We start from the raw sequence: 22875 nt of genomic DNA, 5'->3' as shown, positions 1-22875 counted from the left end.
CTCTTAAAATAATAAATCGATTTCAATTCGTCGGTTAAGTGACCGAGAAGCTGAATCTGAATTACTGGCAATAGGCTCTGCTGCGCCCTTACCTTCGGGCCATAAACGCCCACTGAGGTTTGTACTTTTAGCCATAGAGTTTGCAACTTGCGTTGCGCGCGCTAAAGAAAGGTGCCAATTTGAAGGATACTTATCAGTTCTAATTGGTGTATCGTCTGTGTGGCCAGTTATTAAAATACGTCCTTTAGTTCCTCCAAGGCTCAATGCTAGCTTTTCTAAAATAGGTTGAAATGAAGGTAATAATTTAGAGTCACCTTGGTTAAAAAGGCTCTCACTATTAATAGAGATTCTGATTCTATCGATATTTTTCTTTATCGTTACAATCCCCATTTGAATCTCAGTTTGTAATAGCTGCTCTAATACAAGTAGCTGCTGATCCTTTTTGTCTATTGCTTGGTCTTCAGCTAGAGGATGAATGATAGCAAGCTTGTCATTAACAGTCGTAACATCATCATTTAGCTTCATATTTATAAATAAATAAACAGTAAGTAAAAGTAAGCCCAGAACAGAAAAAATAACCCACAACGGCACCTGATTTCTTAATTCTACACCAGCGGCTACTCTTTGCTTCCAGTTAGGAGAAAGCTTATTATTGATTGGCCCATCTAATTGATTTAATAGGTGGTACATTTGTGAGCGGTATTCTTCTACTTTATTATCACCCACAGTATCTAACCTGTACTTACCTTTAAAACCTAAATTTAAACAGTGGTACTGAAGCTCTAAAAAGGCTTTGTGTTGCTCTGGCTGAGACAATGCATTGTCTAGTAAAGTATAAAAGTACTCACCGCCAAAGGTCTCTTTATGAAATGTTGAAAGCAAGCTTTCGTCAGCCCATTCCATAGAGCTCCATTTAGAATTTAAAACAGACTCATCTAAAATTGCACATAAGCAATAACGGGAGTTTTTGATTACATCTTTTGATAGGTTTTGATTACGAACTTCGACTTCAAAGCGTTTAATAGCCTCTACACATCGATGCTTTAAAGCAGCCAAGTTAGTCATCTCAACTGATTTTCTAATTGAAATAACCAATGAAAAGCAGTCTGTTGCTGCTTCCATTAATGGGTTTTTAAATATAGATACCTTTGCATTACTAGGAATACTACTTGCTACAGGCTCAACAGACATGACTGTTTTGTCTGGATCATTATCTACTTGATTATTATTTGAGGCATCACGCCCTAATCGACCAGGACGTGGTTTTATAATGGTTTCGTCCATTGAAACTCTTCCTTTTAAAAGTTAAGTTCTTATTGCCCATAGGCTTAGTTGTAACTCGGGGTAACTTCCTGACAAGTGAATAGCAATACCACCACTTGAATGAAGTTTTGCCCAATGCTCACCATGTTTATTTAATTCAAAATAATGAAAACCTGCATGGTAAGGAATTTGACGCGGTGCAGTTGGTAAGTTACTGATTGTAATACCTGGGATCTGATTGTTTACTAAATCTCGGATCGTCTCAACGCTACCTATTTTTATTTGAGAAGGTAATATCTTACGAAGCTCTTCGTGAGGAACACTCGCCTTAATAGCCAATATAAATTGACCTGAGCTAAGTACAGATTTGTCTTTGAGCGCACCAAAAGAAATACCAAACTTGCTCTGCTCTAGCTTTATTTCTGTTGCAGTTTGCTCGATTACATGACTTAAAGATTGATATAAAAAGTTTACGACTTCACTAAATACCGGACCTAAATTTTTATGATCGTACTTAGGTAATTTAGGTACTCTTTTGTTTACTGTACTAAAAGTAGATAGCTCACCTGCAAGCTCTATTAAACGTGTATAAAGAATATTTGGGTGAAGGTTATTAACTGATAACAGGTTTTCAAAAACAGCGTCATACTTATTTAGCGTTTGCAGCATAATAAAATCAGCTACAGATGTGCTCCCCGCATAGCCTTGGCACAACCTAACAGCGATACTTTCTGAGCGCTGCTTTATCATTGAGCCAATTTCTCTCACTAGACCAAGTAATGGCTTACACTGACCTACTTTTAAAGAAGCTGGAATATACTTTGAATCGAGCTTAATTTGCCCTTCGCTACTTACTTCAACAATGCGTGCTAATGGCAATAATATATAGCCAGCGTGATCGTCTGATGACAATACTAGCTTACTAAATACCTTAGCAACTTGAATAAGTTCTTGAGCTTGCGCACCTAAAGAGTCATCGCTTACTGATAAGTCATTAAGTTTATAACGCGTAACAATATCCTCATCCAACGATGAAATATTAATACCACTGGCTTTTAGAGCAGGAACCGCTAAATAAATTATTTCGTCATAAACATCTTTGCCAACCACTAAAGGCTCAGGCAAAGAGGTTGATTGAGGCATATCGATAGGTAACAAATCAGGAGTAATAGCTGACAATGACTCAATAGCAAACTGGCCTGAACTTAATAGTTGAGTGTCAATACTTATATCAAGTATGCCCCAAGGATCTGCTAAGTTCCCATTACAAATTTGCTTAATTAAATGCGAAAAGTGCTTATCTGACTGCTGAAAGTGTTGCGGCCTTAAGAACATCCCTTCGGTCCAGGCAACACGAGTGTTATCACTCATTATACAAATCCTTTTTATTGCTCTCTCATGTATGTAGCAATTGCTTCAACATTTACATCTATATCGTCATAGCCAGTTGGGTCAACTTCGATTACAGCTCTCCATCGTGCTTGATCTATATTTCTGTACGCTACAACAACACCAACATATCGTGTATTGCGGTTTAAGGTCATTTTATATTCTTGAACAGAGTTTGGCTGTAATTCTAATTCATCTTTCTTTAATAAGTCTGGGCCTAATTGTTTTTCAGGTGTTTCATACAAGCTAAAGAAATCCTGAGTATCAAAAATTGTCCTCGAGCTCAACTCAAAAATTTTCATTACTACCGGTGAAGGTCTATCCGACGTGTCTGGGTTTACATTTTTAGACACATTAATTTTTAGATCCGTAGAAGGAGGCACAAACTTATTAACAGTTGAACAACCCATGGCTAAAAACAGTAAACTGAAACTCATTAAAAAGAGCTTAAATTTGTTCATTATCTACTTTCCTTTCTAGAACGATTCTTTAATTCTATCGTTGTATGCTTTTAAGAAATCATCCGACAATGCCATAGCTCCCTTACTATTTACATCATGAGATAACTCATCATATAAATTTTGGTATAACTTCCAGCACTTAGACTCTGTTTGGCCAGGGATGATTTTTAATACGTTAGAATTATCATTTATTTGTTGATTTATATGTTGGGGAGAAACTTGCTCTAACATCCCTTTTAATACGCCGTCAGCTCCTGCTAATAAAGCATGTTCATGTCTTCGCGTATCAACAAAGCTTTCTTTGATTGATTCTTGAGACGACAGGAAGCTTGCACTATTTCTGATGAATAAATTCTGAATAACGTCATCAATATCTGCCGAAAACTTAATTGGGTTATTTTGTTGAGTTTGAAACATCGTTTGGTTTAAACGCAATTGGTTTTTTACAAGCGCTCTTTGGCGAAGAGACTCCATCAACTCGGTCAGTAATAGATTTAACCCTTGGCCCATTTCAAACCAAAGTTCTTGTGAGTTTAATGAATTTTGTAACTCAGCTTTAACCCCCAACCCGTTTAAAAAAGCATCAGTTAAAGCGGTGTCTTCATTATGTGATGTTGGATTTTTTTGCACTACTGGTTTATGAGCAGGCTTTACTGCTTGAGGTTTAGTTACAGGCGTATCTAGTACTGGTGTATTAACTGAAATTTGCTGTTCAACAGCTGGTTTTTGTTGTGGTTTACTTGCAACGGGTGCTTGTTGAGTTACAGCGCCAGGGTTCATTAAGTGAGCAAGCTCATCCCAGTTCTCAGGTATTTGGTTTGCTGAATTATCGTCAGCTGCCTGAGTCATAGAAACCGCAGGCATAGACTCATCCATTATTGATTCATTAAAGTACTGTTCTGGATCAGAAAAATGCTCAGTAGGATGCTGATAAGATCTTGCTGGCTCTTTGCTAATACTAGCTGCTGCACTTAAATTACCATAATCGGTATCAGGTGTTTTTTCATTAGTAGCTAATTTCACCTCTATTTGAAAATCACCCACGGTGATCGTATCACTATCCGACAAGCGTTGTTTATTACCTTGACCTAATGGAGCTACGCCAAAATTTACAAAAGTACCATTTGTAGATGTGTCGTAAACATAAAAGGAATCACCCTCTTTTACTATGCGTCCGTGCTTACTAGAAATGATTTTTTCAGGATCCGGAAAATGCCAATCACATACTTCTGAACGGCCAAATATTAGAGAGTCTTTTACTGTTTTAGTTGCTTCAATTTCTGGAGAGAGTCTATGATAACTAGTGATGTTTAGTATCAGTTCCATTTGATAAGTTAGTCCCATAAATCTACATTCTCATTAGGATAAAGTAGAAGAGAAACTATTGTCAACATTGAAATTAATATATAAAAATATACTCAACCATACAAAAGCTCAAATTTAAATAAATTAAATTAAACAAAACCTCTATAAAAAAGCCCTTCCAAAGCTTACAAAAGATATTTTGTATGTTCCCATTTAAAAAATTGCTATTTAATAATTAGCATTACATTTTATTCATTTTAAGCACCTAGAAGTGTTACAAAACAATGCCTGTAGGCCTACACTGTTTATAAAAACAAATAGCAATTAAACGATATTTCAAAAATTAATATAAAAGCCCTAAATTTTTTAAAGTTTTGTACGAAAGTTCTGCTATAGAAACATTGCTAAGTTAGCTAATTTTTGTAAAAATACGGCCCTTATCAAAGGGAGAATTGATAAATAATAAAAAACTCACCTTTGCGATTATTTTAATATGCACAATAAAAGGATTTATAATGAGCGGTGTCAACAGTTCTAATGATAAAACGCAGATAGCTTCACTTGACTCAAAACTTCGCACGTCAAAAGCAATAAATAAATTAAACCTTATTGGTAAAAAAGTATCGGATCGCTACTTAGTTGAAGAACTTATCGGCCAAGGTGGTATGTGTTACATATACCGAGCCAGAGATTTATTTTTAGAAAGTGCGAGTCGTCCTGAAGTTTTTGTAGCGATTAAAGTATTGTTAGAAGAGTTTTCTCATTCTGAAGAAGCTATTTCACTTCTTAAAGATGAAACAACTAAAACACAACAGCTCTCTCACCCTAATATTGTAAAAGTATATTCTGCAGGCTCTGATAATGGTTTACATTATGTAACCATGGAATTAGTAGAAGGCGAAACGCTTGAGCAAATAATCAAGCGCAATAAACCCTCTGGAATGGTTTTCAAAAAAGCGAATGTAATTCTCAACCAACTTGCTGATGCATTAATTTATGCCCATTCTCGTGGCGTTATTCATAACGATTTAAAGCCATCGAATATAATCTTCGATTCAAATGGTAGCCTCAAGGTACTTGACTTTGGTATTGCTAAACACAAAACCATTGAAGATGCCTATGCAGTTAATAGTGAATCAAGCCTAGGCACTGTAGGAGGTTATACGCCAACCTATGCAAGTCCTGAACAATTAAAAGGTGCTGCAGCATCCGTTAAAGATGACGTTTTTTCTTATGCGTGTATTGCCCTAGAGTTATTAAGTAGCAAACATCCATATAACCGTGTTGCAGCAGACACACTCCCTAAAGATACATCGGCAAAACGTCCTAGTAACTGCCCTTTATGGTTGTGGGGCACGCTTAATAAAGCAATTTCTTTAGATGCAGCAAAAAGAACTGATTCGTTAAAGCCTGTTTTAGATAAGCTTCAAAGTAACTTTAAACCGGCAATAGCACTTGCAGCCAGTACTGTTGTGTTAGCCCTTTTGGCTGGTCAATACTATCTATCAAATACAAATAATATAAAGCAGCTTGAAGCTAAATTAGATAATGCAAAAGCAATAAACCAACAAGTAGAAACATGGATGTCTTGGAATGGACCGGAGATTCTAAACAAGCTTGCAGAAATCCCACCTCAATACGAGGTATTAAAACAAGGCTTATTAAGATCTAATCAAGCTAATATTCTACAACGTTTTGATTACAGAGCGAATCAAATCAATACAAGCGCTAACAAGTTTAAAGACTTTGATGAAACAATTAATGTTTATAGTAAGGCCTTGGAGTATTACCCAGATTCAGAAAAGCTATCGGTACAACTCGAAAGCATTTTAAGAGAGCGCCAATCAATAATTTCAGATATTACTTCTCGTATTGATTTGTTACTTGAGCAATCTCGCTATAGTGAACTGGACAATAATAGTATTCCACAATTAATCAATGATTTAAGTGTAGTCGATAGCACCTACGTTTATCGCCCGTCTGAAGTACATTTTGATAACTATAAACTTGCCTTAGATAAAGCTATTGAAGAAGATGATGTTATCACGCAAAAATCTTTACTTAATGTTGGTAAAGCTATTTTCACCAATAATCAAAAAAACGAACTTGGCTTTGCCAATCTGCTAAAAAGAGAGTCGGCGATAGATGCTTTAACGCTTTACCAAAAGAAAGTAAACCTAGGTGAGCCAGCTGATTTTCCTACTGAAGATGCCATCGTATTTTACGGTCCTAGATTTGATAGATACACACAAAAACTAGAGGCGATTGAAGAGTACAAAGATTTATTAGATTTTGAAGAATTAATCAATACCGAGTCTGCAACATTACCTAAAGACTTTTCATTACTCGTTTCTTTAAAACAAGAATTATCTAGACGCTATATCACTATGGCAAATACGTTAATGAAAAGAAAGATGTACCGTACAGCAGAACAATTAGTTGAAAGAAGTGAAGCTATTACTCAATCTCTTGATAATGTAATGCTTTAAACAACTATTTTATTTCGTGAGCATCACCAAATAACTAAAAATATATTAAACTAACAAACGTTTTGTTTTAACAAACGAAGGTCAAGGACGACGGGTTGAGCGATCATTTTGCATAAACTCCTCCAAGATTTTTCGTAATTATCACTATTTAAATGAGTTTATGGAGTACCTATGAAAAAGATAAGCGCACTAGCGGCATTACTAATACTAAGTGGTTGTTCAACTACATCGTCTGTAGATGAAACGCAGCAACTTGCAAAAGAAGAAGCAGTTCAAGTACAAGAAGAAATTGTTGAAGCTGTAGCACCTATTTCATTAACTGTAATCACTAACCCTAGTGATGCACGCGTACGCATTATGAACATTGCGCCTGTGTACCAAGATGCTATTGAACTTAAAGAAGGTAAGTATGACGTTGAAGTAAGCAAGCCAGGTTACTTAACTTACCGCAAGTGGGTTGTAGTCGATAAAAAGACAATTTTAACAGTAAATTTAGATGAAGTAGCAGCAACTGAAGCGGCTAACTAGTCCAATATCTAAACTTTAATTATGCCTTTGAACATTTCACATGTATTAAAGGCATAATTTTAAACTACACAAAAAAATATAATCCCCCCATAGCCGCAACATTCACTAAAACACATAACCACAACACAATAATAAAACGTCGCTTTTGCGATTTATGACGAAGTAATTGTTGAGCAATTAATGCCCCTGGCCATCCTCCAAATAATGCAAGAAGCTGCAGTGTGCGCTCTGGTGTACGGTTTACTTTTGTATGTGAAGAGCGTTTAGCTTGTCGCTTATCCCACGCGTACATAAAAAAGGTTATAGCACTTAATACACTTATATAACCAGGTACATATATTGGTATATAAACGGGTAAGTATTGCAGTGGGTAAGCCAGCCAAATGGCAGCTAAGTAAAGTAATGAGAACGTTATTAATATTTTCTTTATCAATTAATTATCACCTATACTGGGCTTATAAAAACCTAACAACAAGAGTCAAATTATGACATATTTTAAATCTCTATTCTTAGTATTATGTTTGTGCACATTTAGTAGCTTTGCTAATGAAACTGCCAGTAACCTTGATAAAGAGCTAGAAGTGTTTAAACCTTACTTAGGAACGTGGCAAGCAGACTTTAAAGTACCTGAAGGTGCAAAACCTGTGCAAGATGTGGGTAAATGGGAACGCGCGCTAAATGGTAAGGCTATACGCACTATGCACTCAATTAATGAAGGTGAGTATGGTGGCGAGTCGATGATTTTTTACGATACTAAAAAGCAGTCACTCGTATTTTACTACTTTACCACCGCAGGATTTTATACAAAAGGGATTATGAAGGTATTAAGCCCTACTCAGTTTGTCGCTTATGAAGATGTAACAGGCAGCAAAGATGGGATCACAAAGGTTAAATCGACTAGTGATTTGAAAGACGATAAATTTATTGTATCGACCTCTTATCTTAAAAAGGGTGAGTGGACTAAACCTGAAAGCCGTACTTATACACGCAGTACAAAAGTGGTTAAATTTAAATAGCCGCGATTTATAAATACAAAAGACAGCCTAGGCTGCCTTTTTGTTATTTCATTCTTTAAAAGTCGTAAATTATTTTACGAATTTTTTAAATGGTGCATCTACAGGTGTATCTGCAAGATGATTAGTGTAGTTGCTCATTACTTTTTGAGATAAGCCAACAATAATTTCAAGTAGTTGCTGCTTGCCGTAACCTGCTGCAAAGAACTTTTCGATTTGCTCATCACTGATCACGCCACGTTCACGTGTCATTGCTAGTGTAGTTTCACGAAGAGTTTCTAGCTTAGGATTTTCAAGTGGTGTTTTATTTACAAGTGCATCAACAATACCTTGGTCAACTTTCATTGACGCAGCAATGGCGCTGTGTGCTGGTACACAGTAATGGCACGCGTGCTCAACATTAATTGATTGCCATACCACTGTAAGCTCTTCTGCATTGAACGATGTTTTTTGAAACAGCTCATGCAGTACTTGGTAACCTTTAAGTAATGTTGGTGCTTCAGCCATTACTGCGTGTAAGTTAGGTACCATACCAAATGCAGCTACTGAATCAGCCATTAGAGATTTTGATTCTTCAGGTGCGTTATCTGCTGTGTATAAAGTAAATTCTGCCATGTTTAGCTCCAATAAATAATTAGGTTTAAGTAACTTCGAGACACATAATATTTGATTTTGAGCGACTGTTCAAGTTAAAATTGAGCAAATGTTCAAATTAATTGAGAAACAACATGGTTAATAAGGTGAAGTTTGAGCGCGAGACAGTTGTCCGCCTTGCAAGTCAGCTATTCTGGGAAAAGGGTTTTCATGCAACTTCGACGCGTGATTTACAAGATGTTGTAAACATGCGCCCAGGAAGTATCTATTCTGCTTTTGGTTCAAAAGAAGGCCTCTATATTGAATCGTTAAAAGACTACACAGTGCAAATGGAAAGCCAGATTAAAGAATGCCTATCTACATCAGACAGCATTATTGGTGGTTTACGTGCTTTTGTTGAGGATGTCGTCACAAAGAAAGAAAGTACACCGAGTGCTATTTGCATGTTGGTAAAAGCTAATTGCGAGTTTGCCGATAAAGATAGCAATTTATATCAACTAAGTTTAGATTTAGCTGATAAGTTTGAAAACTATCTTTCGATTCTTTTTGAGCAAGCAATTGAAAACAATGAGTTGAGTAATAATATATCAGCGCAAGAATATGCACGTTTTTTTGAAGTTCAATTTACTGGGTTACGTGGTTACTTTAACCGCCCAGGTGTAGAGTCTCTTGCTCAGCCTATGATCAATCAAATGTTCAAGATCATAAAAAGCCTATAAACACCTTCCAATCAATAATTTGAATAAAAAACGGCAGTAATTAAATTACTGCCGTTTTTATTTTATCTGAATACTTAATAAGTATTATGTTTTTAATTTATTTAGCTCTGAGTCTTGCTGCGCAACAAGTTTGTTAAGCGCTTCGCTACTATCCCCCGCTTGTGTAGATAAGTCAGCAAGTTGCGAGGCGGCATCAGATATAAGCGTTAAATTACGGTTAATTTCTTCGGTCACTAAGCTTTGTTCTTCAGCAGCGGTTGCAATATGTGTAATTTGATTGGTTATTTCATCAACTTTAACGACAACACTGTGCAGAGCATCAAAAGCTACTGATGTTTCATCAACAGCATTTTGCGCACGTACTACGCCTTTTTCAATAACGGTAGACGCATTACCCACTTCAGATAATAAGCTATCAATTAACTGGCTTATGTCATCTGTTGATGAACGCGTTTTAGAAGCAAGTGCACGTACTTCATCAGCAACAACGGCAAAGCCTCGGCCATGTTCACCAGCGCGCGCAGCTTCAATAGCTGCATTAAGAGCAAGTAAGTTTGTTTGTTCTGAAATAGTACGAATTACATCTAATATTTGCGTAATGTCTTTACTGCGCGAAGCTACTTTTTCAACGGCTTGATTAGCTTCTTTAATTTCTTCAGACATGGTTTTAACTTGCGTCATCGCTGACGATAAACTCGATTCACTGCTTACTACCAAGCTGTTTATTTCATCGGCTTGTTGGGCTGATTGCTCTGATGCTCTGGCGACTTCGAGTGCTGTTGCGCTCATTTCGTTCATAGCCGTTACCACACTTTCAATTTCTTGAAATTGAGATTGAACATTGTGCTTAGTATCAATAGCTATATGCTGCGCTATTTCACCTTGTTGCTTGGTTTGATCAGACACATCTTTAAGTTCTGTAATTAAAATACGTAACTTAGATAAAAAGGCATTAAAGCCACCAGCTAAAGCAATGAGCTCTGCATGAGTTTCAACATGAAGTGTATGCGTTAAATCGCCTTCAGAACTTGCTAAGTTATCTACACGTTGTTGAATTTGCTGAAGAGGCGCAACCACGCTACCAATAACAAATTTCATTATTAAAAATGCAATAACGCCAATAACAGCACCTGTAATTAAAATCATCGCGCCTAAATCGTTTGCAGTATCTGCCATATCTTGTGACAGTGCATCAGGGCCCGCTAAAGCTAAGTTACTAGGTACTTCAATAAGTAAAGACCACTGTCTATTAGCTAGCTTTATATTTATAGGGTAATTAACTAAGTACTCAGACGATGTTTTAAATATGCCTTTTTGGCCCTTAAATTTTTCAAGCTCTTTAAACAAGTTAGAACTAACAGCTTCTTTGAATGGGCGCCCTAATTTAGATTTATAATGGCTACTTCCCACTACTAAACCAATATCGCTAAGCACGGTTACTTTAGCTTGGCCATTATAAAGCTGTTTAGAAAGTTCCTCAGTCATGGCCTGAAAGGTCGGCAGTGTTAAATCAACACCCGCTAAACCAATAAACTGACCCGATTTTAAAATAGGCACTGTTAATGAGGTAAGCATTACTGAATCGCCAGATGGGATTTCGTATAAATACGGTTCCATAATACAAGGCTTGAGTGTGTCTTTTGCACACAAGTACCAATGCGCTTCACGAATGCCGAACTCATTAAGTGAGGTAATATATTTATCAGCGGCATTAGCTACTTTTTGCTGCTCAATCACGTTATTCTGATCGCGTGTTATATAAACTTCTAGCGTACCATCGCCATTAACCGAGTGCTTATAACCGGTTGTAAAACTTGAATCTTGTCCATCAAACGCATTTGGTTCAAACTGAGAGTAAATAGATGATAGTAATGTATTTTGTTCTAAAATAGAGCGATTAATACTTACTACTGTATCGCGACTAAGGCTTTCGCTTTTAGCTGCATCACCTAATAACGCAGCTAAAGAGTATGGCACTCGGTAAGCTTCGTTAATAAAGCCCGCTATTTTTTCACCATATATTGCTGCATTCGCATTTAACTTTTCTTCCACTTCAGCAACAATATAATCTTCTGACTTGCTTGCTAGTTCGGTATTACTTGCAGATAACTGCCACCACAAAATGCTCGAAAGCACTAATACAGTGATAAATATACTTCCGACAGTAAGCCAAAGTAATTTTTTTGCTAGCGATATTTCCCGCATTCATCTCACCCTTAAATTAAAACTACTGATATAGTTTAGTAGATCTAACCAACGAAGCTATGAATATCGTTAAAGAAACTGAATTTAATACAATATGTTGAGTTTTTTAAAGTTTAGCTAAGCGTGCCGTTGTAATTGAGGCCGCAATTAATAAACACACACTCCCCCATAAACATGCACTAAGCCCATACACTTGAAAAACCCAGCCAGAAAGCACCGTACCAAGCAAGCGCCCTATTGCATTAGCCATATAGTAAAAACCAACGTCGAGGGACACCCCGTCATTTTTAGCAAAACTTACTATTAAGTAACTGTGCAGTGATGAATTTACGGCAAATACACCACCAAAAATAAGTAAGCCAATTACAAGCGTAAAATGTATCGCAATATCAAATTGCATCACCAACGCTAAAATACAGGTTACGCCACTTAATAAAGCAACCCACCAATATGCTTTTTTGACTGAGTGTGAATTTGAATCGCTTTGCCCAGTTATGCGCGGAGCTTGCGATTGCACCAGCCCATAAGCAATAACCCACAAAGCCATAAAGCCGCTTACCCACCAGTGATCCCAGTTAAACTGAGCGGCTAAGTAAACCGGTAATGCAACGACAAACCACACATCACGCGCTGCAAACAAACATAAACGCGCAGCACTAAGTAAGTTGATTGCACGAGATTTAGAAAATAACTCTTTAAACTTAGGTTTGTTTTTAGCTTTGCCAATATCGCCTTTCAAAAAAATTAAACTAATAACCCACGCAACACTAAGTAATGCAATTAGGCTTATTAGTGCACCTACAAAACCAAATACAGTAAGTAATAAGCCGCCTAAAAAAAAGCCCACCCCTTTTAACGCATTTTTAGAGCCTGTAAGTATGGCAATCCATTTATATAATTGGCTTTGCCCCTCATCGCTTTGCGGTACTAAATACTTAATGGCGCTTTTGGCACTCATTTTATTTAAGTCTTTAGCTATGCCACTCAATGCTTGCGCTGCCATAACATAGGCAACGGTTAGCCAATCCCCTGGCACGCAAAGCATAGCTAAAGCTACAAGCTGCAGCCCAAGCCCTACATTCATGGTTTTGTTTAACCCTAAATGCGCGCCAAGCCAACCTCCGACTAAATTAGTGATCACACCAAAAATTTCATAAAACAAAAACAACATGGCTATTGCAAATGCACCATAACCTAACTGATGAAAATACAGCACCACCAACATGCGTAGTGCACCGTCGGTTAAAGTAAATGCCCAATAGTTACCAGTAATTATTAAATATTGTTTTATAGAACTCGGTAAGTTAGCCAACTGCGCAAACATAGCGTTAAACCTTTTAAATGAGATTAAACTAAATCACTTTTTGCAACTTTAAGCATTAGCTCAGCAGTACGGTTTGCATAACCCCACTCGTTATCATACCAAGCGTATAATTTAAGTTGAGTGTTGTTAATTACCATAGTAGAAAGGGCATCTATGGTGCAGCTGCGCGGATCTGTTTTGTAATCTATAGATACAAGCGGTCTTTCTTCGTAGCCTAGAATGTCTTTTAGCTCATTATTTGCAGCATCTTTAAACCACGTGTTTACTTCACTTTGTGTAACACCTCGCTCCAGCTCAAAAACACAGTCAGTAATGGATGCATTAGTTAACGGTACACGTACAGCATGGCCGTTTAATTTACCTTTTAGCTCAGGGAAAATATGCGTAATAGCCGTTGCACTACCGGTTGTAGTAGGTATTAAACTTGTGCCACAAGAACGCGCACGGCGTAAATCTTTATGAGGGGCATCAATAATCGTTTGAGTATTAGTAATGTCGTGAATAGTGGTCATTGAGCCGTGCTTAATACCCACTTTTTCTTGCAGTACTTTTACTATTGGCGCTAAACAATTAGTTGTGCAAGAAGCTGCTGTAACAATTTTATGCTCACTTGGGTTATATAGATCATCGTTTACACCCATAACTACATTTAAAATACCGTCTTCTTTTACAGGTGCTGTTACCACAACACGCTTAACACCTTGCGCTAAATATTGATTTAACAGCTCAGTGGTTTTCATTTTACCGCTGGCTTCTATAACTACATCGCAATCTGACCAATCAGTTTCGTTTATGGTTTTGTTGTTGGTAACTGCAATCGTGTGTTTACCCACACTAAAGCTATTATCGTCACTAGAAACCTGTTGTGCTAAACGTCCGTGTACTGAGTCAAACTCAATTAAATGTGCGTGGGTTTTAGCATCGCCCGCTACATCATTTACTTTAATAAACTCTATTTCTGGCCAATCAACTGCTGCACGCAGTGTTAAACGCCCCATACGGCCAAAACCGTTAATACCTACTTTAATAGTCATAATTAAATACCTTTAATAAGTTAGTTTATTAGTTAGTTGCAGCAGCTAGTAATACGTTCAGGGCGATTACCCATAACATTTAAGCGCGTTAAATCGTTTTCATAAAATGAAGGGTTAGCAGTCAGGGTTTGCGATAATACATTTTTAGCCCACTCTGGCAGGGCTTTATTAATACTGTAATAAACCCATTGATTTTGTTTTCGGTCGCTCAATAATCCGCATTGTCTTAACTGCGCTAAATGGCGAGACACTTTAGGCTGGCTTAACTCAAGTGCAGCAACCAGCTCACATACACATAGCTCTTCTTGATGGCTAATTAATAGCATTGCCTTTAAACGCGTATCGTCTGCTAGGCATTTATAAAATTGGAGTGGGTTGAATTGTTCCATACTGTCCTCACTGTGTTAGTACACATACAATAAAACAAAAACAGAACATATGGAATAGTGAATATATGATTTTTTGCATATTAAAGTGATTTTACCCTAAAACGCAAAAAGCACACTTCAGTAACTGAAGTGTGCTTTTATAACTTTTCTTTATTTAGTTATTAAATAACTGAAAGCTCTATTTCGATGTTGCCACGTGTTGCGTTTGAATACGGGCATACTTGGTGCGCTTTATCTACAAGCTCTTGCGCTGCTGTTTTATCCATATCACCTAATGATACAGCAAGTTTTACCGCAATCCCAAAACCGCCTTCGATCGCGCCAATAGACACTTGTGAGTTAATATGCGTGTCGCTTGGTAATTCTATTTTTTCGCTACCTGCAACAAATTTAAGTGCGCCAATAAAACATGCTGCATAACCTGCGGCAAATAATTGCTCTGGGTTAGTTCCTTGTCCGTCGTCTCCGCCTAAACCTTTAGGTGTTGATAAATTTACATCTAAACGACCATCATCAGATTTAGCTACGCCTTCACGGCCGCCAGTTGCAGTTGCTTTTGCTGTGTAAGCTACGTTTTGTAATACATTCATAATGAACTCCAAAGTTTAAAAATATCAATCAATTTAGTTTGTGTGCAAAATAATAGAACAAGTAATTAGAGATTGCAAATATTTTGCATGCAAATTAAAATGGCATGTATCGAAATGAAGGATAAAGTTATGTCGTTTGAGCAATTAAAGTTAAAGAATCAGTTATGTCATCGGTTATACATGGCATCTAACAGCATTGCGCGTGCGTATCGCGAGCCTTTAAGTGAACTAAATTTAACTTACCCACAATACGTAGTAATGATGGCCCTGTGGGAGCTAGATGAAATAACAATTGCCGAGCTAAAAGATAAAACCGCGATAGACGGCGGTGCAATGACCCAAATACTCAAAAAAATGAGCGACAAATCATTACTGGCTGTTATTAAAGATGAGCACGACAAACGCAAACGCCTAGTGCAGCTAACCCAGCATGGCCAATCACTTAAATTAAAAGCAGCCGATATCCCTAAAAATATTTTATGTAAATTTGATAGTGTAGATGCAACACAAGCACAGCAGTTAATTCAGCTGCTCGATTTAGTAGTAAACGACTTAGCCGATTAGGCTCTTAATTTTTAAACAATAAACGTGTTTTAAAAGGTTCTAAAAATGACCCATATTAAAAAATTACTATTAGCAGCGGCGTGTAGCACGGCTCTTTTAGGTAGCAACGCTTTATCTGCTAATACCGATAATCAAAATGCTGATTTAAAAACAGTAGCCACATTTGATGCGCAGCATCCACCGGGTAACATTGCTATTACTCCATCGGGCAGAAAGTTTTTATCTGTGCATGGTTTTTTTGGCCAAAAGCAAAAAATTATGGAGCTTTTAAGCGATGGTACAACTAAGCCCTACCCTAATGAAGAGTGGGCATACGCGTACAATAACGGTAAAGGTTTTTACGATGTGCTTGGCATAAACGTATCAAGCGATGGCGTTTTATGGATGCTCGACACCTCAGGGCCCGATCACGCTGGGCGCTTAGTAGGTTGGGATACAAATAAAGAGCAACTGCACAAAATCATTTATCTGGCTAAACCAACCATTACCGACACCTCGTTTTTAAACGATTTAGTCATCGATAATAAGCATGGCGTTGTATACATTGCCGATACAGCCCAAGGCAGCCAAGCCGCTATTATTACGGTAAACCTTAAAACAGGTGTCGCACGCAGAGTATTACAAGACAGCCATTACACCACTGCCGAAAATGTCGATATGGTTATTGATGGGCGCACAATGAGCCTTGGCGGCCAACCTGCCCGCTTAGGTGTTAACCCTATTACGCTTGACCCTAACGAAGACTGGCTTTACTTTGGATCTATGTCGGGCACGTCGGTTTACCGCATTGCCACCAGCGCTATAAATAACGAGAGCCTTTCGGCTAAAGCGCTTGAAGACAAAGTTACGCGTTACGGCACTAAGCCAATTTCAGACGGTATTATTGTTGATGGCGGCGGTAACGTATATGTAACCGACATAACCAATGGCGCAATTGGCGTAGTTAAACCCACTGGCGACTACGAAGTATTATTTAAAGACGAACGTTTGAGCTGGCCTGATGGTTTTAGTTATGGAGCCGATCATAAAATATACTTTACCGTTGACGATTTACATAATTCTCCAGTGCTTAATAATGGCAAAAATCAAAGCCACGGCAAGTTTAAAGTAATGTCGTTCGAGCCTTTAGTAAAAGGAAAAGTAGGCCGTTAATTTACTTTTTAAGTGACTACATTTTTAAAAAGCCTTGCACATTTAAGTGACCCAATAGTTGCAGGGCTTTTTGCTAAAAACACCACACTGGTGCATCTTTTAGTAATACTTCACCTCTTTGGTGCTAATCCTTAAGTATGTATTTACACTTAAATACTAAATACCTGATTTTTATTCATAAAATATTCAAGTTAATGTTGGCATACTTCTTCCTATAAACTGATGTGTTCAGTGAAAATACCAAGGAAAAACCATGTTCAATTTATACCATACCCTTTATCTATTATGGCGTTTAGACATTAGCGTTTGGCAAGTTAATGATCCAACAAATACCCATACAACCGCTGATAAAGAACGCGCCTATGTTAAGTAACATCGTATTGTGTAAAGGCTTGGCATAAAGCTTAAATGTATAAACCTACTTTAGGCTAAGCTTTTACACACTATGAAATTTATATGTACATTTTAGTTAAACTTCAAATTAATCGTTCAATATAAAAATAACCCCCCTTGTAATAAATTCCTCATTTAAAAACATCAAAAATTAGTAAAAACACTGCGTTTATAACTTTGCAAGCAACCCTATTGCGTTGTATTGTTGCACCCTATTGAAAATTTTTAGTTGGAACGTGTATGAACGCTTTGGAAGTTAATTTTGATGGCTTAGTGGGTCCTACTCACAACTACGCTGGTTTATCGTATGGTAATGTTGCTTCGTTAAATAACGCAGCAAGCTTTTCAAATCCTCAAGAGGCAGTACTTCAAGGCCTTGAAAAAATGAAAGCCATGCATGACAAAGGCCTAACTCAAGGTGTATTTGCCCCTCATGCGCGCCCCGACTTAAACGTACTGCGCCGCTTAGGCTTTACCGGTAACGATGCACAAGTAATTCATAAAGCGTTTAAAGCTGACCCTATTTTATTACGCGCATGTTATTCAGCGTCAGCAATGTGGACAGCCAATGCTGCTACGGTATCGCCATCTCCTGATACAACCGACGGCAAAGTACATTTTACTTCAGCTAATTTAAATAATAAGTTTCATCGTTCATTAGAGCCTGCAACTACTACACGCTTATTAAAAGCGATGTTTAATAACGACAAATACTTTGCGCACCATACCCATTTGCCAGACCAAGGCTTTTTTGGCGACGAAGGTGCAGCAAACCATACTCGTTTTTGTGACAGCCACGGCGAACAAGGCCTTGAAATGTTTGTATTTGGTGCCAGCGCGTTTAACAGCCAATTACCAAAACCCGCTAAGTTTCCTGCAAGGCAAACACTCGAAGCTTCAGAAGCAATTTGTCGTTTACATAACTTAAAAGATTCAAGCCAAATTTTACTACAGCAAAACCCAGACGTAATAGACCAAGGTGTGTTTCATAATGATGTAATTGCAGTAGGTAACGCCAATGTATTACTGTGCCACCAGCAAGCATTTTTAAACCAAGCTCTGGCACTGCAAGATATTCGCGAAGCGTATGTAGGCAATAAAGAATTTTACATTATTGAAGTACCTACCGACAAAGTAAGTATTTCCGATGCTGTAAGTAGTTACTTATTTAATAGCCAGTTAGTGAGCCTTGAAGATGGTTCAATGCTGTTAGTGGCACCACAAGAGTGTAAACGCAACAGCGCGGTTAACGCCTACATTGAAGAAATGATTATGGCTGATAACCCAGTAAACCAAGTGCAGTTTTTTGATTTACGCCAAAGTATGCAAAATGGCGGCGGCCCAGCTTGCTTGCGTTTACGTGTAGCCCTTAACGAGCAAGAACTTGCTGCAGTAAACCCAGAGGTTATTTTAACTGATACTAAATACACACAACTGTGTGACTGGGCAAAACGTAATTACCGCGACAAATTAGGCGCAAGTGACTTTGCAGATTCAGCCCTACTCACCGAAAGCTACCAAGCACTTGATGAGCTAACGCAGCTACTTAATTTAGGCTCAGTGTACGACTTTCAATTAGAAGGTTAATACCTAGTCAGCACAAAGGCTAATACAAAAATAGCGAGCAAAGGCTCGCTATTTTTATTCGTGTTTATGTTTATGTTAATACATATTTAAGCATCTTTGTTAACAGTTATTGCCGACGCCATCGACTCCGATATATGCAGCGTACGCTGCGGAAACGGAATACTCAGCCCAGCGCCTTCAATTGCCTCTTTAACACGTTTATTTAAATCCCACACGGTTTGCCAATAATCACCATTAATAGCCCACGCACGTAATTGAATGTTTACTGCGCTTTCACCTATTGATGTCACCATTACTTTAGGTGCAGGCTCTGCAAGTAATCGGCTCTCTGATGCGGCTAATTCTTTAAGTACATTTAAGCCAACATCAATAGAGTCGGCATACGAAATACCCACCACTATGTCCATCCGTCTTTTGCCATTACGGGTAAAGTTTTTAATATTGCCACCCCATACTTTGCCGTTAGGCGATGCTATATAAAGACCGTCGGTGGTTTTAAAAATAGTGGTAAACAGGTTTATTTCGTTCACAGTACCAAGCGTGCCACTGGCATCAACAAAGTCGCCTATTTTAAAAGGTCTGAGTATTAGCAGCATAATACCCGCAGCAATATTGCTCAGCGTATTTTTAAGGGCTAAACCAATCGCTAAACCCGCAGCGCCCATTAGCGCAATTAAGCTTGCCGTATTAACGCCAAAAATATCTAAAATAAATAGCCCGCCAATTATATAAACTAAATAACCAGCAATACTCGATAAAAGTGGGAGTAGCGTACTATCTACTCTTTTTAATGGAGATTTAGAGTTTTTAATCGCTTTTTTAACCGAGCGTGCAATTAAGGCACTCGCAACTAAAATCACCAACGCTAAAATCACTTTGTACCCTAAAGTGATGATTGTTTCTGAATGGCTTTGCCAAAACGCTAAAAGCTTATCTTTCATGTTTGTTCCGATAAATGTGGCTGAAACTCAGCAAAATAATGGTTAAATCTAATAAAAACCGACTTCAAAAGAAGTGGCGCGAGTATATAGAATAAAAAATTTAAACCTATCTTTTTTAATCACTTATTTCAACTTTAAAAATACCGTTAAAACTATGGTTTTTGATACGTAAAGCCCGCCTATTTACGGCTAATTTATAGCGCCTATTCAATATAGGTTAATCGTTTATTGGTATGGTTATTTTAAGCTTTCAATGTTCACAAAAGAGGTTATCTATGGGAAAAGAGAAAATAGTACTCATAACCGGCGCTTCAAGTGGTATTGGCGAAGCAACCGCAAAAATGCTGGTTAACAATGGTCATAAAGTAATACTTACCGCTAGACGCGAAGATAAATTAACTGAATTAGCAGAGTCGTTGGGCTCAGATAACGCCATTAGCGTAGCCGCAGATGCAACAGACTTTACCGCGCTTGAAAACGTAGTTGCTAAAGGCATTGAAAAATTTGGTCGTTTAGATGTTGCCTTTGCTAATGCAGGTAAAGGGCTAGACACTTTAGGGGTTGAAAAAGGCGACCCCGATGAGTGGTCAACCATGATCGACATAAACATTAAAGCCCTATTGTGGACTGCAAAACTAACGCTTGCGCATTTACGCCAAAGCAAAGGACACTTTATTATTACTAGCTCAGCAACTGGTCGCAGAGCTGTTAAAGGCTCTATATACGGTGCAAGCAAATGGTTTACTTATGGTTTTTCTCAAAACCTAGCACAAGAAATTAGTGAGTGGGATGGGCGCTGTACAACCATCACCCCAGGCGCTGTAAATACCCCTTTTACTGATGAAGCAAGACCTGACAAGTTATACCCGCAAGATGTTGCCGATGCTGTGTTATTTGCCATTGAGGCAAATCAGCGCAATAACATCAGAGAAATACATTTAAGACCAACTCATTAGTAAAACTATTCTCATAATTTTGAATATGTAAACATAGGAGAAATAATCATGGCGAAAGAAAAAATAGTCCTCATTACAGGTGCTTCAAGCGGTATTGGCGAAGCAACCGCAAAAACGCTGGTTAACAATGGCCACAAAGTCATTTTAACCGCCAGAAGCGAAGACAAATTAACTAAATTAGTTGAATCATTAGGCTCAAATAACGCACTGAGCGTAGCTGCAGATGCAACCGACTTTACCGCACTTGAAAGCGTGGTTACCAAAGGCATTGAAAAGTTTGGTCGATTAGACGTAGCCTTTGCTAATGCAGGTATGGGCGTTTCAACCGCAGGCACCGAAAAAGGTGACCCAGATGAGTGGTCAACCATGATTGATATAAACATTAAAGCCCTACTGTGGACTGCAAAATTAACCCTGCCGCATTTACGCCAAAATAAAGGTCACTTTATATTAACCAGCTCTGCCGCTGGCCGTAAGCCAATTGGTGGCTCTATTTACGGTGCAACTAAATGGTTTGCTTATGGCTTTGGACAAAACTTAGCTGAGGAAATGAGTGAGTGGAATGGCCGCTGCACAACCATAGCACCAGGCATGGTAAACACCCCATTTTTTGATGAAGCTAAACCCGACAAACTCGACCCACAAGATGTAGCCGACGCCGTACTGTTTGCTATTGAAGCAAACCAGCGCAACAGCGTACGCGAGATTTATTTAATGCCAACTAATTAAATGTTGCTTGGTTGAGTTTGAGCTGTCAGGTTTAATGCCAATGGCGTTAAACCTGATGGTTCTGATTCTTAATTTGAAACTAAAATATTTGTATATTCAAAGTCTACATCCGTTCTCTAACCAATAGTTAGCCTGCTTAATAAAGCCATCTAACTTTCTATTTTGTGAATTGCATGTATCCAATGTAGATACCCAATATTCCAACTCGGTCTCATTATGTTGCATTGGGTAAATATCTTTTAGGGTAAAACACATAAAGTTCCACTGCCATTGAAAATCAATATCACCAAATACAATAATTTCAACAATATTAAAATAAAAGTCATCTAAGTTAAAAAAATCGTCAAAAATAATACTCAATATAACAGGTACTTCATGCCTTACTACTTCTACGTTTTTTATACCTAAGTGGCTGGACAATGAATCTATGTGGAGTTTATTACCAACTTTTACCTTTTTTTGTAAGGTCTCAAAGTAAGGAGAGGTTTTAATAATGGGCATAATAAGCTCTTCAAACCAACCTAAAATTTCCATGCGCATGCTGGTATCATTAGGTAAAGTTTTATAAGAAGTCACCTCACCTTTACTTATGCTAAAGCCTTCTTCGCTATAAGCTCTGTCTCGCAGGACTTCAAACTCTCTAGCAAATGAAGGTAAAAGTAGTTGTGATGCGATTTTTTCAACAATTAAGCTGCACAGTGTTTTCAGGGTATTACTCTTAGTTTGTGATAACTCTAATAAGCTATCAATCTCCTCTCTCAACTCAGCTATGCGCTCTGCCTCATCTTTTGTTAAAGTAGTACTTGAGAGTTGTTCATCAATATCGACCTTTAAGAGCTGCTTAAAAAGTGATTTAATAATAGCTATATATTCATCAAGATGACTTCGCTGAACTGTTAAACCATTTCCTTGATGATAAAGCTTATTCCTTAAACCATGGAAAAACTCGACTCTAGCAAGCTCTTTAGCACTAATACCCTGCCTACTATTTTTAACTCCCTCAATAACACCATGAAAGCCTTTACGGATAATATTATACCTTTCATCTTCGAGAGTTATTGACCCCGTAATATGTTTTGGTAACCCTAGATAAGTTTTAAATAGCATTTCAGCACCAACATCTAGCAATAAAAAGGATATTAAATTATCTTCTTCATTCTGCTTTTCCGCATGATAAATTGCTTCACTAACTATTTTTACAGGTGCTTTTTGCCAAGCATCTAATTTTTTTCTGTCCATAAATACCAAAT

Annotated in this window: 22 protein-coding genes; 9 read left to right on the top strand and 13 right to left on the bottom strand. The window is 37.8% G+C overall.

Annotated features, from left to right (window positions below; translation table 11 throughout):
- Positions 1-3: 3 nt before the first annotated feature.
- The 4 genes from tssL to tagH are packed head-to-tail and all read right to left on the bottom strand — an operon-like array spanning position 4 to position 4439.
- Complete coding sequence (gene tssL / locus L656_RS0105855; protein ID WP_024598486.1) at positions 4-1284, bottom strand: type VI secretion system protein TssL, long form; 1281 nt, start codon at positions 1282-1284, stop codon at positions 4-6.
- A 21-nt stretch (positions 1285-1305) separates the two neighbouring features.
- Positions 1306-2634: a type VI secretion system baseplate subunit TssK gene (gene tssK / locus L656_RS0105850; RefSeq protein WP_024598485.1), complete on the bottom strand. Its 1329-nt coding sequence runs from the start codon at positions 2632-2634 to the stop codon at positions 1306-1308.
- A 14-nt stretch (positions 2635-2648) separates the two neighbouring features.
- Positions 2649-3113 (bottom strand): type VI secretion system lipoprotein TssJ, encoded by a 465-nt coding sequence (gene tssJ / locus L656_RS0105845; protein WP_024598484.1) that lies wholly within the window; start codon positions 3111-3113, stop codon positions 2649-2651.
- Between the two features lie 15 nt (positions 3114-3128).
- Entirely contained in the window at positions 3129-4439 is a 1311-nt protein-coding gene (gene tagH, locus L656_RS0105840; protein ID WP_024598483.1) for a type VI secretion system-associated FHA domain protein TagH, read from the bottom strand.
- Positions 4440-4933: 494 nt separating this feature from the next.
- Here tagH and L656_RS0105835 point away from each other — a divergent pair, with 494 nt between their 5' ends.
- Entirely contained in the window at positions 4934-6907 is a 1974-nt protein-coding gene (locus L656_RS0105835) for a serine/threonine protein kinase (protein ID WP_024598482.1), read from the top strand.
- 171 nt (positions 6908-7078) lie between these two features.
- Positions 7079-7435, top strand: a complete 357-nt coding sequence (locus L656_RS0105830) for a PEGA domain-containing protein (protein ID WP_024595403.1) — start codon at positions 7079-7081, stop codon at positions 7433-7435.
- 64 nt (positions 7436-7499) lie between these two features.
- On the opposite strand, the gene L656_RS0105825 is transcribed toward L656_RS0105830, so the two are convergent.
- A complete protein-coding gene (locus L656_RS0105825; protein ID WP_024598481.1) occupies positions 7500-7868 on the bottom strand; it encodes a DUF1294 domain-containing protein in 369 nt (122 codons plus the stop codon).
- A 52-nt stretch (positions 7869-7920) separates the two neighbouring features.
- Between L656_RS0105825 and L656_RS0105820 the strand changes: the two genes are divergently transcribed.
- Positions 7921-8451, top strand: coding sequence for a hypothetical protein (locus L656_RS0105820; protein ID WP_024598480.1), 531 nt, complete (start codon positions 7921-7923; stop codon positions 8449-8451).
- Positions 8452-8520: 69 nt separating this feature from the next.
- Here the strand turns inward: L656_RS0105820 and L656_RS0105815 are convergent, their stop codons facing one another.
- The gene (locus L656_RS0105815) at positions 8521-9063 is read right to left on the bottom strand and encodes a carboxymuconolactone decarboxylase family protein (protein ID WP_024598479.1); all 543 of its coding nucleotides are present in this window, start codon (positions 9061-9063) and stop codon (positions 8521-8523) included.
- 113 nt (positions 9064-9176) lie between these two features.
- Here L656_RS0105815 and L656_RS0105810 point away from each other — a divergent pair, with 113 nt between their 5' ends.
- A complete protein-coding gene (locus tag L656_RS0105810) occupies positions 9177-9761 on the top strand; it encodes a TetR/AcrR family transcriptional regulator (protein ID WP_024598478.1) in 585 nt (194 codons plus the stop codon).
- Positions 9762-9845: 84 nt separating this feature from the next.
- Here the strand turns inward: L656_RS0105810 and L656_RS0105805 are convergent, their stop codons facing one another.
- From L656_RS0105805 to L656_RS0105785, 5 genes are all read right to left on the bottom strand, one after another.
- Positions 9846-11966, bottom strand: a complete 2121-nt coding sequence (locus L656_RS0105805; RefSeq protein ID WP_024598477.1) for a methyl-accepting chemotaxis protein — start codon at positions 11964-11966, stop codon at positions 9846-9848.
- Positions 11967-12072: 106 nt separating this feature from the next.
- A complete protein-coding gene (arsJ, locus tag L656_RS0105800) occupies positions 12073-13290 on the bottom strand; it encodes an organoarsenical effux MFS transporter ArsJ (protein WP_024598476.1) in 1218 nt (405 codons plus the stop codon).
- 23 nt (positions 13291-13313) lie between these two features.
- Entirely contained in the window at positions 13314-14324 is a 1011-nt protein-coding gene (locus L656_RS0105795; RefSeq protein ID WP_024598475.1) for an ArsJ-associated glyceraldehyde-3-phosphate dehydrogenase, read from the bottom strand.
- A gap of 32 nt (positions 14325-14356) precedes the next feature.
- Positions 14357-14713: a metalloregulator ArsR/SmtB family transcription factor gene (locus tag L656_RS0105790; RefSeq protein WP_024598474.1), complete on the bottom strand. Its 357-nt coding sequence runs from the start codon at positions 14711-14713 to the stop codon at positions 14357-14359.
- Positions 14714-14874: 161 nt separating this feature from the next.
- Positions 14875-15303, bottom strand: a complete 429-nt coding sequence (locus L656_RS0105785; protein ID WP_024598473.1) for an organic hydroperoxide resistance protein — start codon at positions 15301-15303, stop codon at positions 14875-14877.
- A 129-nt stretch (positions 15304-15432) separates the two neighbouring features.
- Between L656_RS0105785 and L656_RS0105780 the strand changes: the two genes are divergently transcribed.
- From L656_RS0105780 to astB, 3 genes are all read left to right on the top strand, one after another.
- Positions 15433-15867 (top strand): MarR family winged helix-turn-helix transcriptional regulator, encoded by a 435-nt coding sequence (locus tag L656_RS0105780; protein WP_024598472.1) that lies wholly within the window; start codon positions 15433-15435, stop codon positions 15865-15867.
- A 45-nt stretch (positions 15868-15912) separates the two neighbouring features.
- Positions 15913-17019 (top strand): L-dopachrome tautomerase-related protein, encoded by a 1107-nt coding sequence (locus L656_RS0105775; RefSeq protein ID WP_024598471.1) that lies wholly within the window; start codon positions 15913-15915, stop codon positions 17017-17019.
- Between the two features lie 633 nt (positions 17020-17652).
- Positions 17653-18999 carry an N-succinylarginine dihydrolase gene (gene astB / locus L656_RS0105760; protein WP_024598470.1) on the top strand — a complete coding sequence of 449 codons (1347 nt, stop codon included), beginning with the start codon at positions 17653-17655 and terminating at the stop codon, positions 18997-18999.
- Between the two features lie 86 nt (positions 19000-19085).
- Here the strand turns inward: astB and L656_RS0105755 are convergent, their stop codons facing one another.
- On the bottom strand, positions 19086-19940 hold the full coding sequence (locus L656_RS0105755) for a mechanosensitive ion channel family protein (RefSeq protein WP_024598469.1): 855 nt from the start codon (positions 19938-19940) through the stop codon (positions 19086-19088).
- Between the two features lie 275 nt (positions 19941-20215).
- Here L656_RS0105755 and L656_RS0105750 point away from each other — a divergent pair, with 275 nt between their 5' ends.
- Positions 20216-20896 (top strand): SDR family oxidoreductase, encoded by a 681-nt coding sequence (locus L656_RS0105750; RefSeq protein WP_024598468.1) that lies wholly within the window; start codon positions 20216-20218, stop codon positions 20894-20896.
- 48 nt (positions 20897-20944) lie between these two features.
- Entirely contained in the window at positions 20945-21625 is a 681-nt protein-coding gene (locus tag L656_RS0105745) for an SDR family oxidoreductase (protein WP_024598467.1), read from the top strand.
- A 96-nt stretch (positions 21626-21721) separates the two neighbouring features.
- Here the strand turns inward: L656_RS0105745 and L656_RS0105740 are convergent, their stop codons facing one another.
- Positions 21722-22864 carry a hypothetical protein gene (locus tag L656_RS0105740; protein WP_024598466.1) on the bottom strand — a complete coding sequence of 381 codons (1143 nt, stop codon included), beginning with the start codon at positions 22862-22864 and terminating at the stop codon, positions 21722-21724.
- Positions 22865-22875: the final 11 nt, after the last annotated feature.

The organism is Pseudoalteromonas sp. TAE56 (assembly GCF_000497955.1).
Lineage (GTDB): Bacteria > Pseudomonadota > Gammaproteobacteria > Enterobacterales > Alteromonadaceae > Pseudoalteromonas.
This window is presented reverse-complemented; position numbering and strand designations above follow the sequence as displayed.

Excerpts from the sequence above, each read along its gene's own strand:
- tssL (WP_024598486.1), bottom strand. The coding sequence starts at position 1,284 with ATGGACGAAACCATTATAAAACCACGTCCTGGTCGATTAGGGCGTGAT.
- tssK (WP_024598485.1), bottom strand. The coding sequence starts at position 2,634 with ATGAGTGATAACACTCGTGTTGCCTGGACCGAAGGGATGTTCTTAAGG.
- tssJ (WP_024598484.1), bottom strand. The coding sequence starts at position 3,113 with ATGAACAAATTTAAGCTCTTTTTAATGAGTTTCAGTTTACTGTTTTTA.
- tagH (WP_024598483.1), bottom strand. The coding sequence starts at position 4,439 with ATGGAACTGATACTAAACATCACTAGTTATCATAGACTCTCTCCAGAA.
- L656_RS0105835 (WP_024598482.1), top strand. The coding sequence starts at position 4,934 with ATGAGCGGTGTCAACAGTTCTAATGATAAAACGCAGATAGCTTCACTT.
- L656_RS0105830 (WP_024595403.1), top strand. The coding sequence starts at position 7,079 with ATGAAAAAGATAAGCGCACTAGCGGCATTACTAATACTAAGTGGTTGT.
- L656_RS0105820 (WP_024598480.1), top strand. The coding sequence starts at position 7,921 with ATGACATATTTTAAATCTCTATTCTTAGTATTATGTTTGTGCACATTT.
- L656_RS0105815 (WP_024598479.1), bottom strand. The coding sequence starts at position 9,063 with ATGGCAGAATTTACTTTATACACAGCAGATAACGCACCTGAAGAATCA.
- L656_RS0105810 (WP_024598478.1), top strand. The coding sequence starts at position 9,177 with ATGGTTAATAAGGTGAAGTTTGAGCGCGAGACAGTTGTCCGCCTTGCA.
- L656_RS0105805 (WP_024598477.1), bottom strand. The coding sequence starts at position 11,966 with ATGCGGGAAATATCGCTAGCAAAAAAATTACTTTGGCTTACTGTCGGA.
- arsJ (WP_024598476.1), bottom strand. The coding sequence starts at position 13,290 with ATGTTTGCGCAGTTGGCTAACTTACCGAGTTCTATAAAACAATATTTA.
- L656_RS0105795 (WP_024598475.1), bottom strand. The coding sequence starts at position 14,324 with ATGACTATTAAAGTAGGTATTAACGGTTTTGGCCGTATGGGGCGTTTA.
- L656_RS0105790 (WP_024598474.1), bottom strand. The coding sequence starts at position 14,713 with ATGGAACAATTCAACCCACTCCAATTTTATAAATGCCTAGCAGACGAT.
- L656_RS0105785 (WP_024598473.1), bottom strand. The coding sequence starts at position 15,303 with ATGAATGTATTACAAAACGTAGCTTACACAGCAAAAGCAACTGCAACT.
- L656_RS0105780 (WP_024598472.1), top strand. The coding sequence starts at position 15,433 with ATGTCGTTTGAGCAATTAAAGTTAAAGAATCAGTTATGTCATCGGTTA.
- L656_RS0105775 (WP_024598471.1), top strand. The coding sequence starts at position 15,913 with ATGACCCATATTAAAAAATTACTATTAGCAGCGGCGTGTAGCACGGCT.
- astB (WP_024598470.1), top strand. The coding sequence starts at position 17,653 with ATGAACGCTTTGGAAGTTAATTTTGATGGCTTAGTGGGTCCTACTCAC.
- L656_RS0105755 (WP_024598469.1), bottom strand. The coding sequence starts at position 19,940 with ATGAAAGATAAGCTTTTAGCGTTTTGGCAAAGCCATTCAGAAACAATC.
- L656_RS0105750 (WP_024598468.1), top strand. The coding sequence starts at position 20,216 with ATGGGAAAAGAGAAAATAGTACTCATAACCGGCGCTTCAAGTGGTATT.
- L656_RS0105745 (WP_024598467.1), top strand. The coding sequence starts at position 20,945 with ATGGCGAAAGAAAAAATAGTCCTCATTACAGGTGCTTCAAGCGGTATT.
- L656_RS0105740 (WP_024598466.1), bottom strand. The coding sequence starts at position 22,864 with ATGGACAGAAAAAAATTAGATGCTTGGCAAAAAGCACCTGTAAAAATA.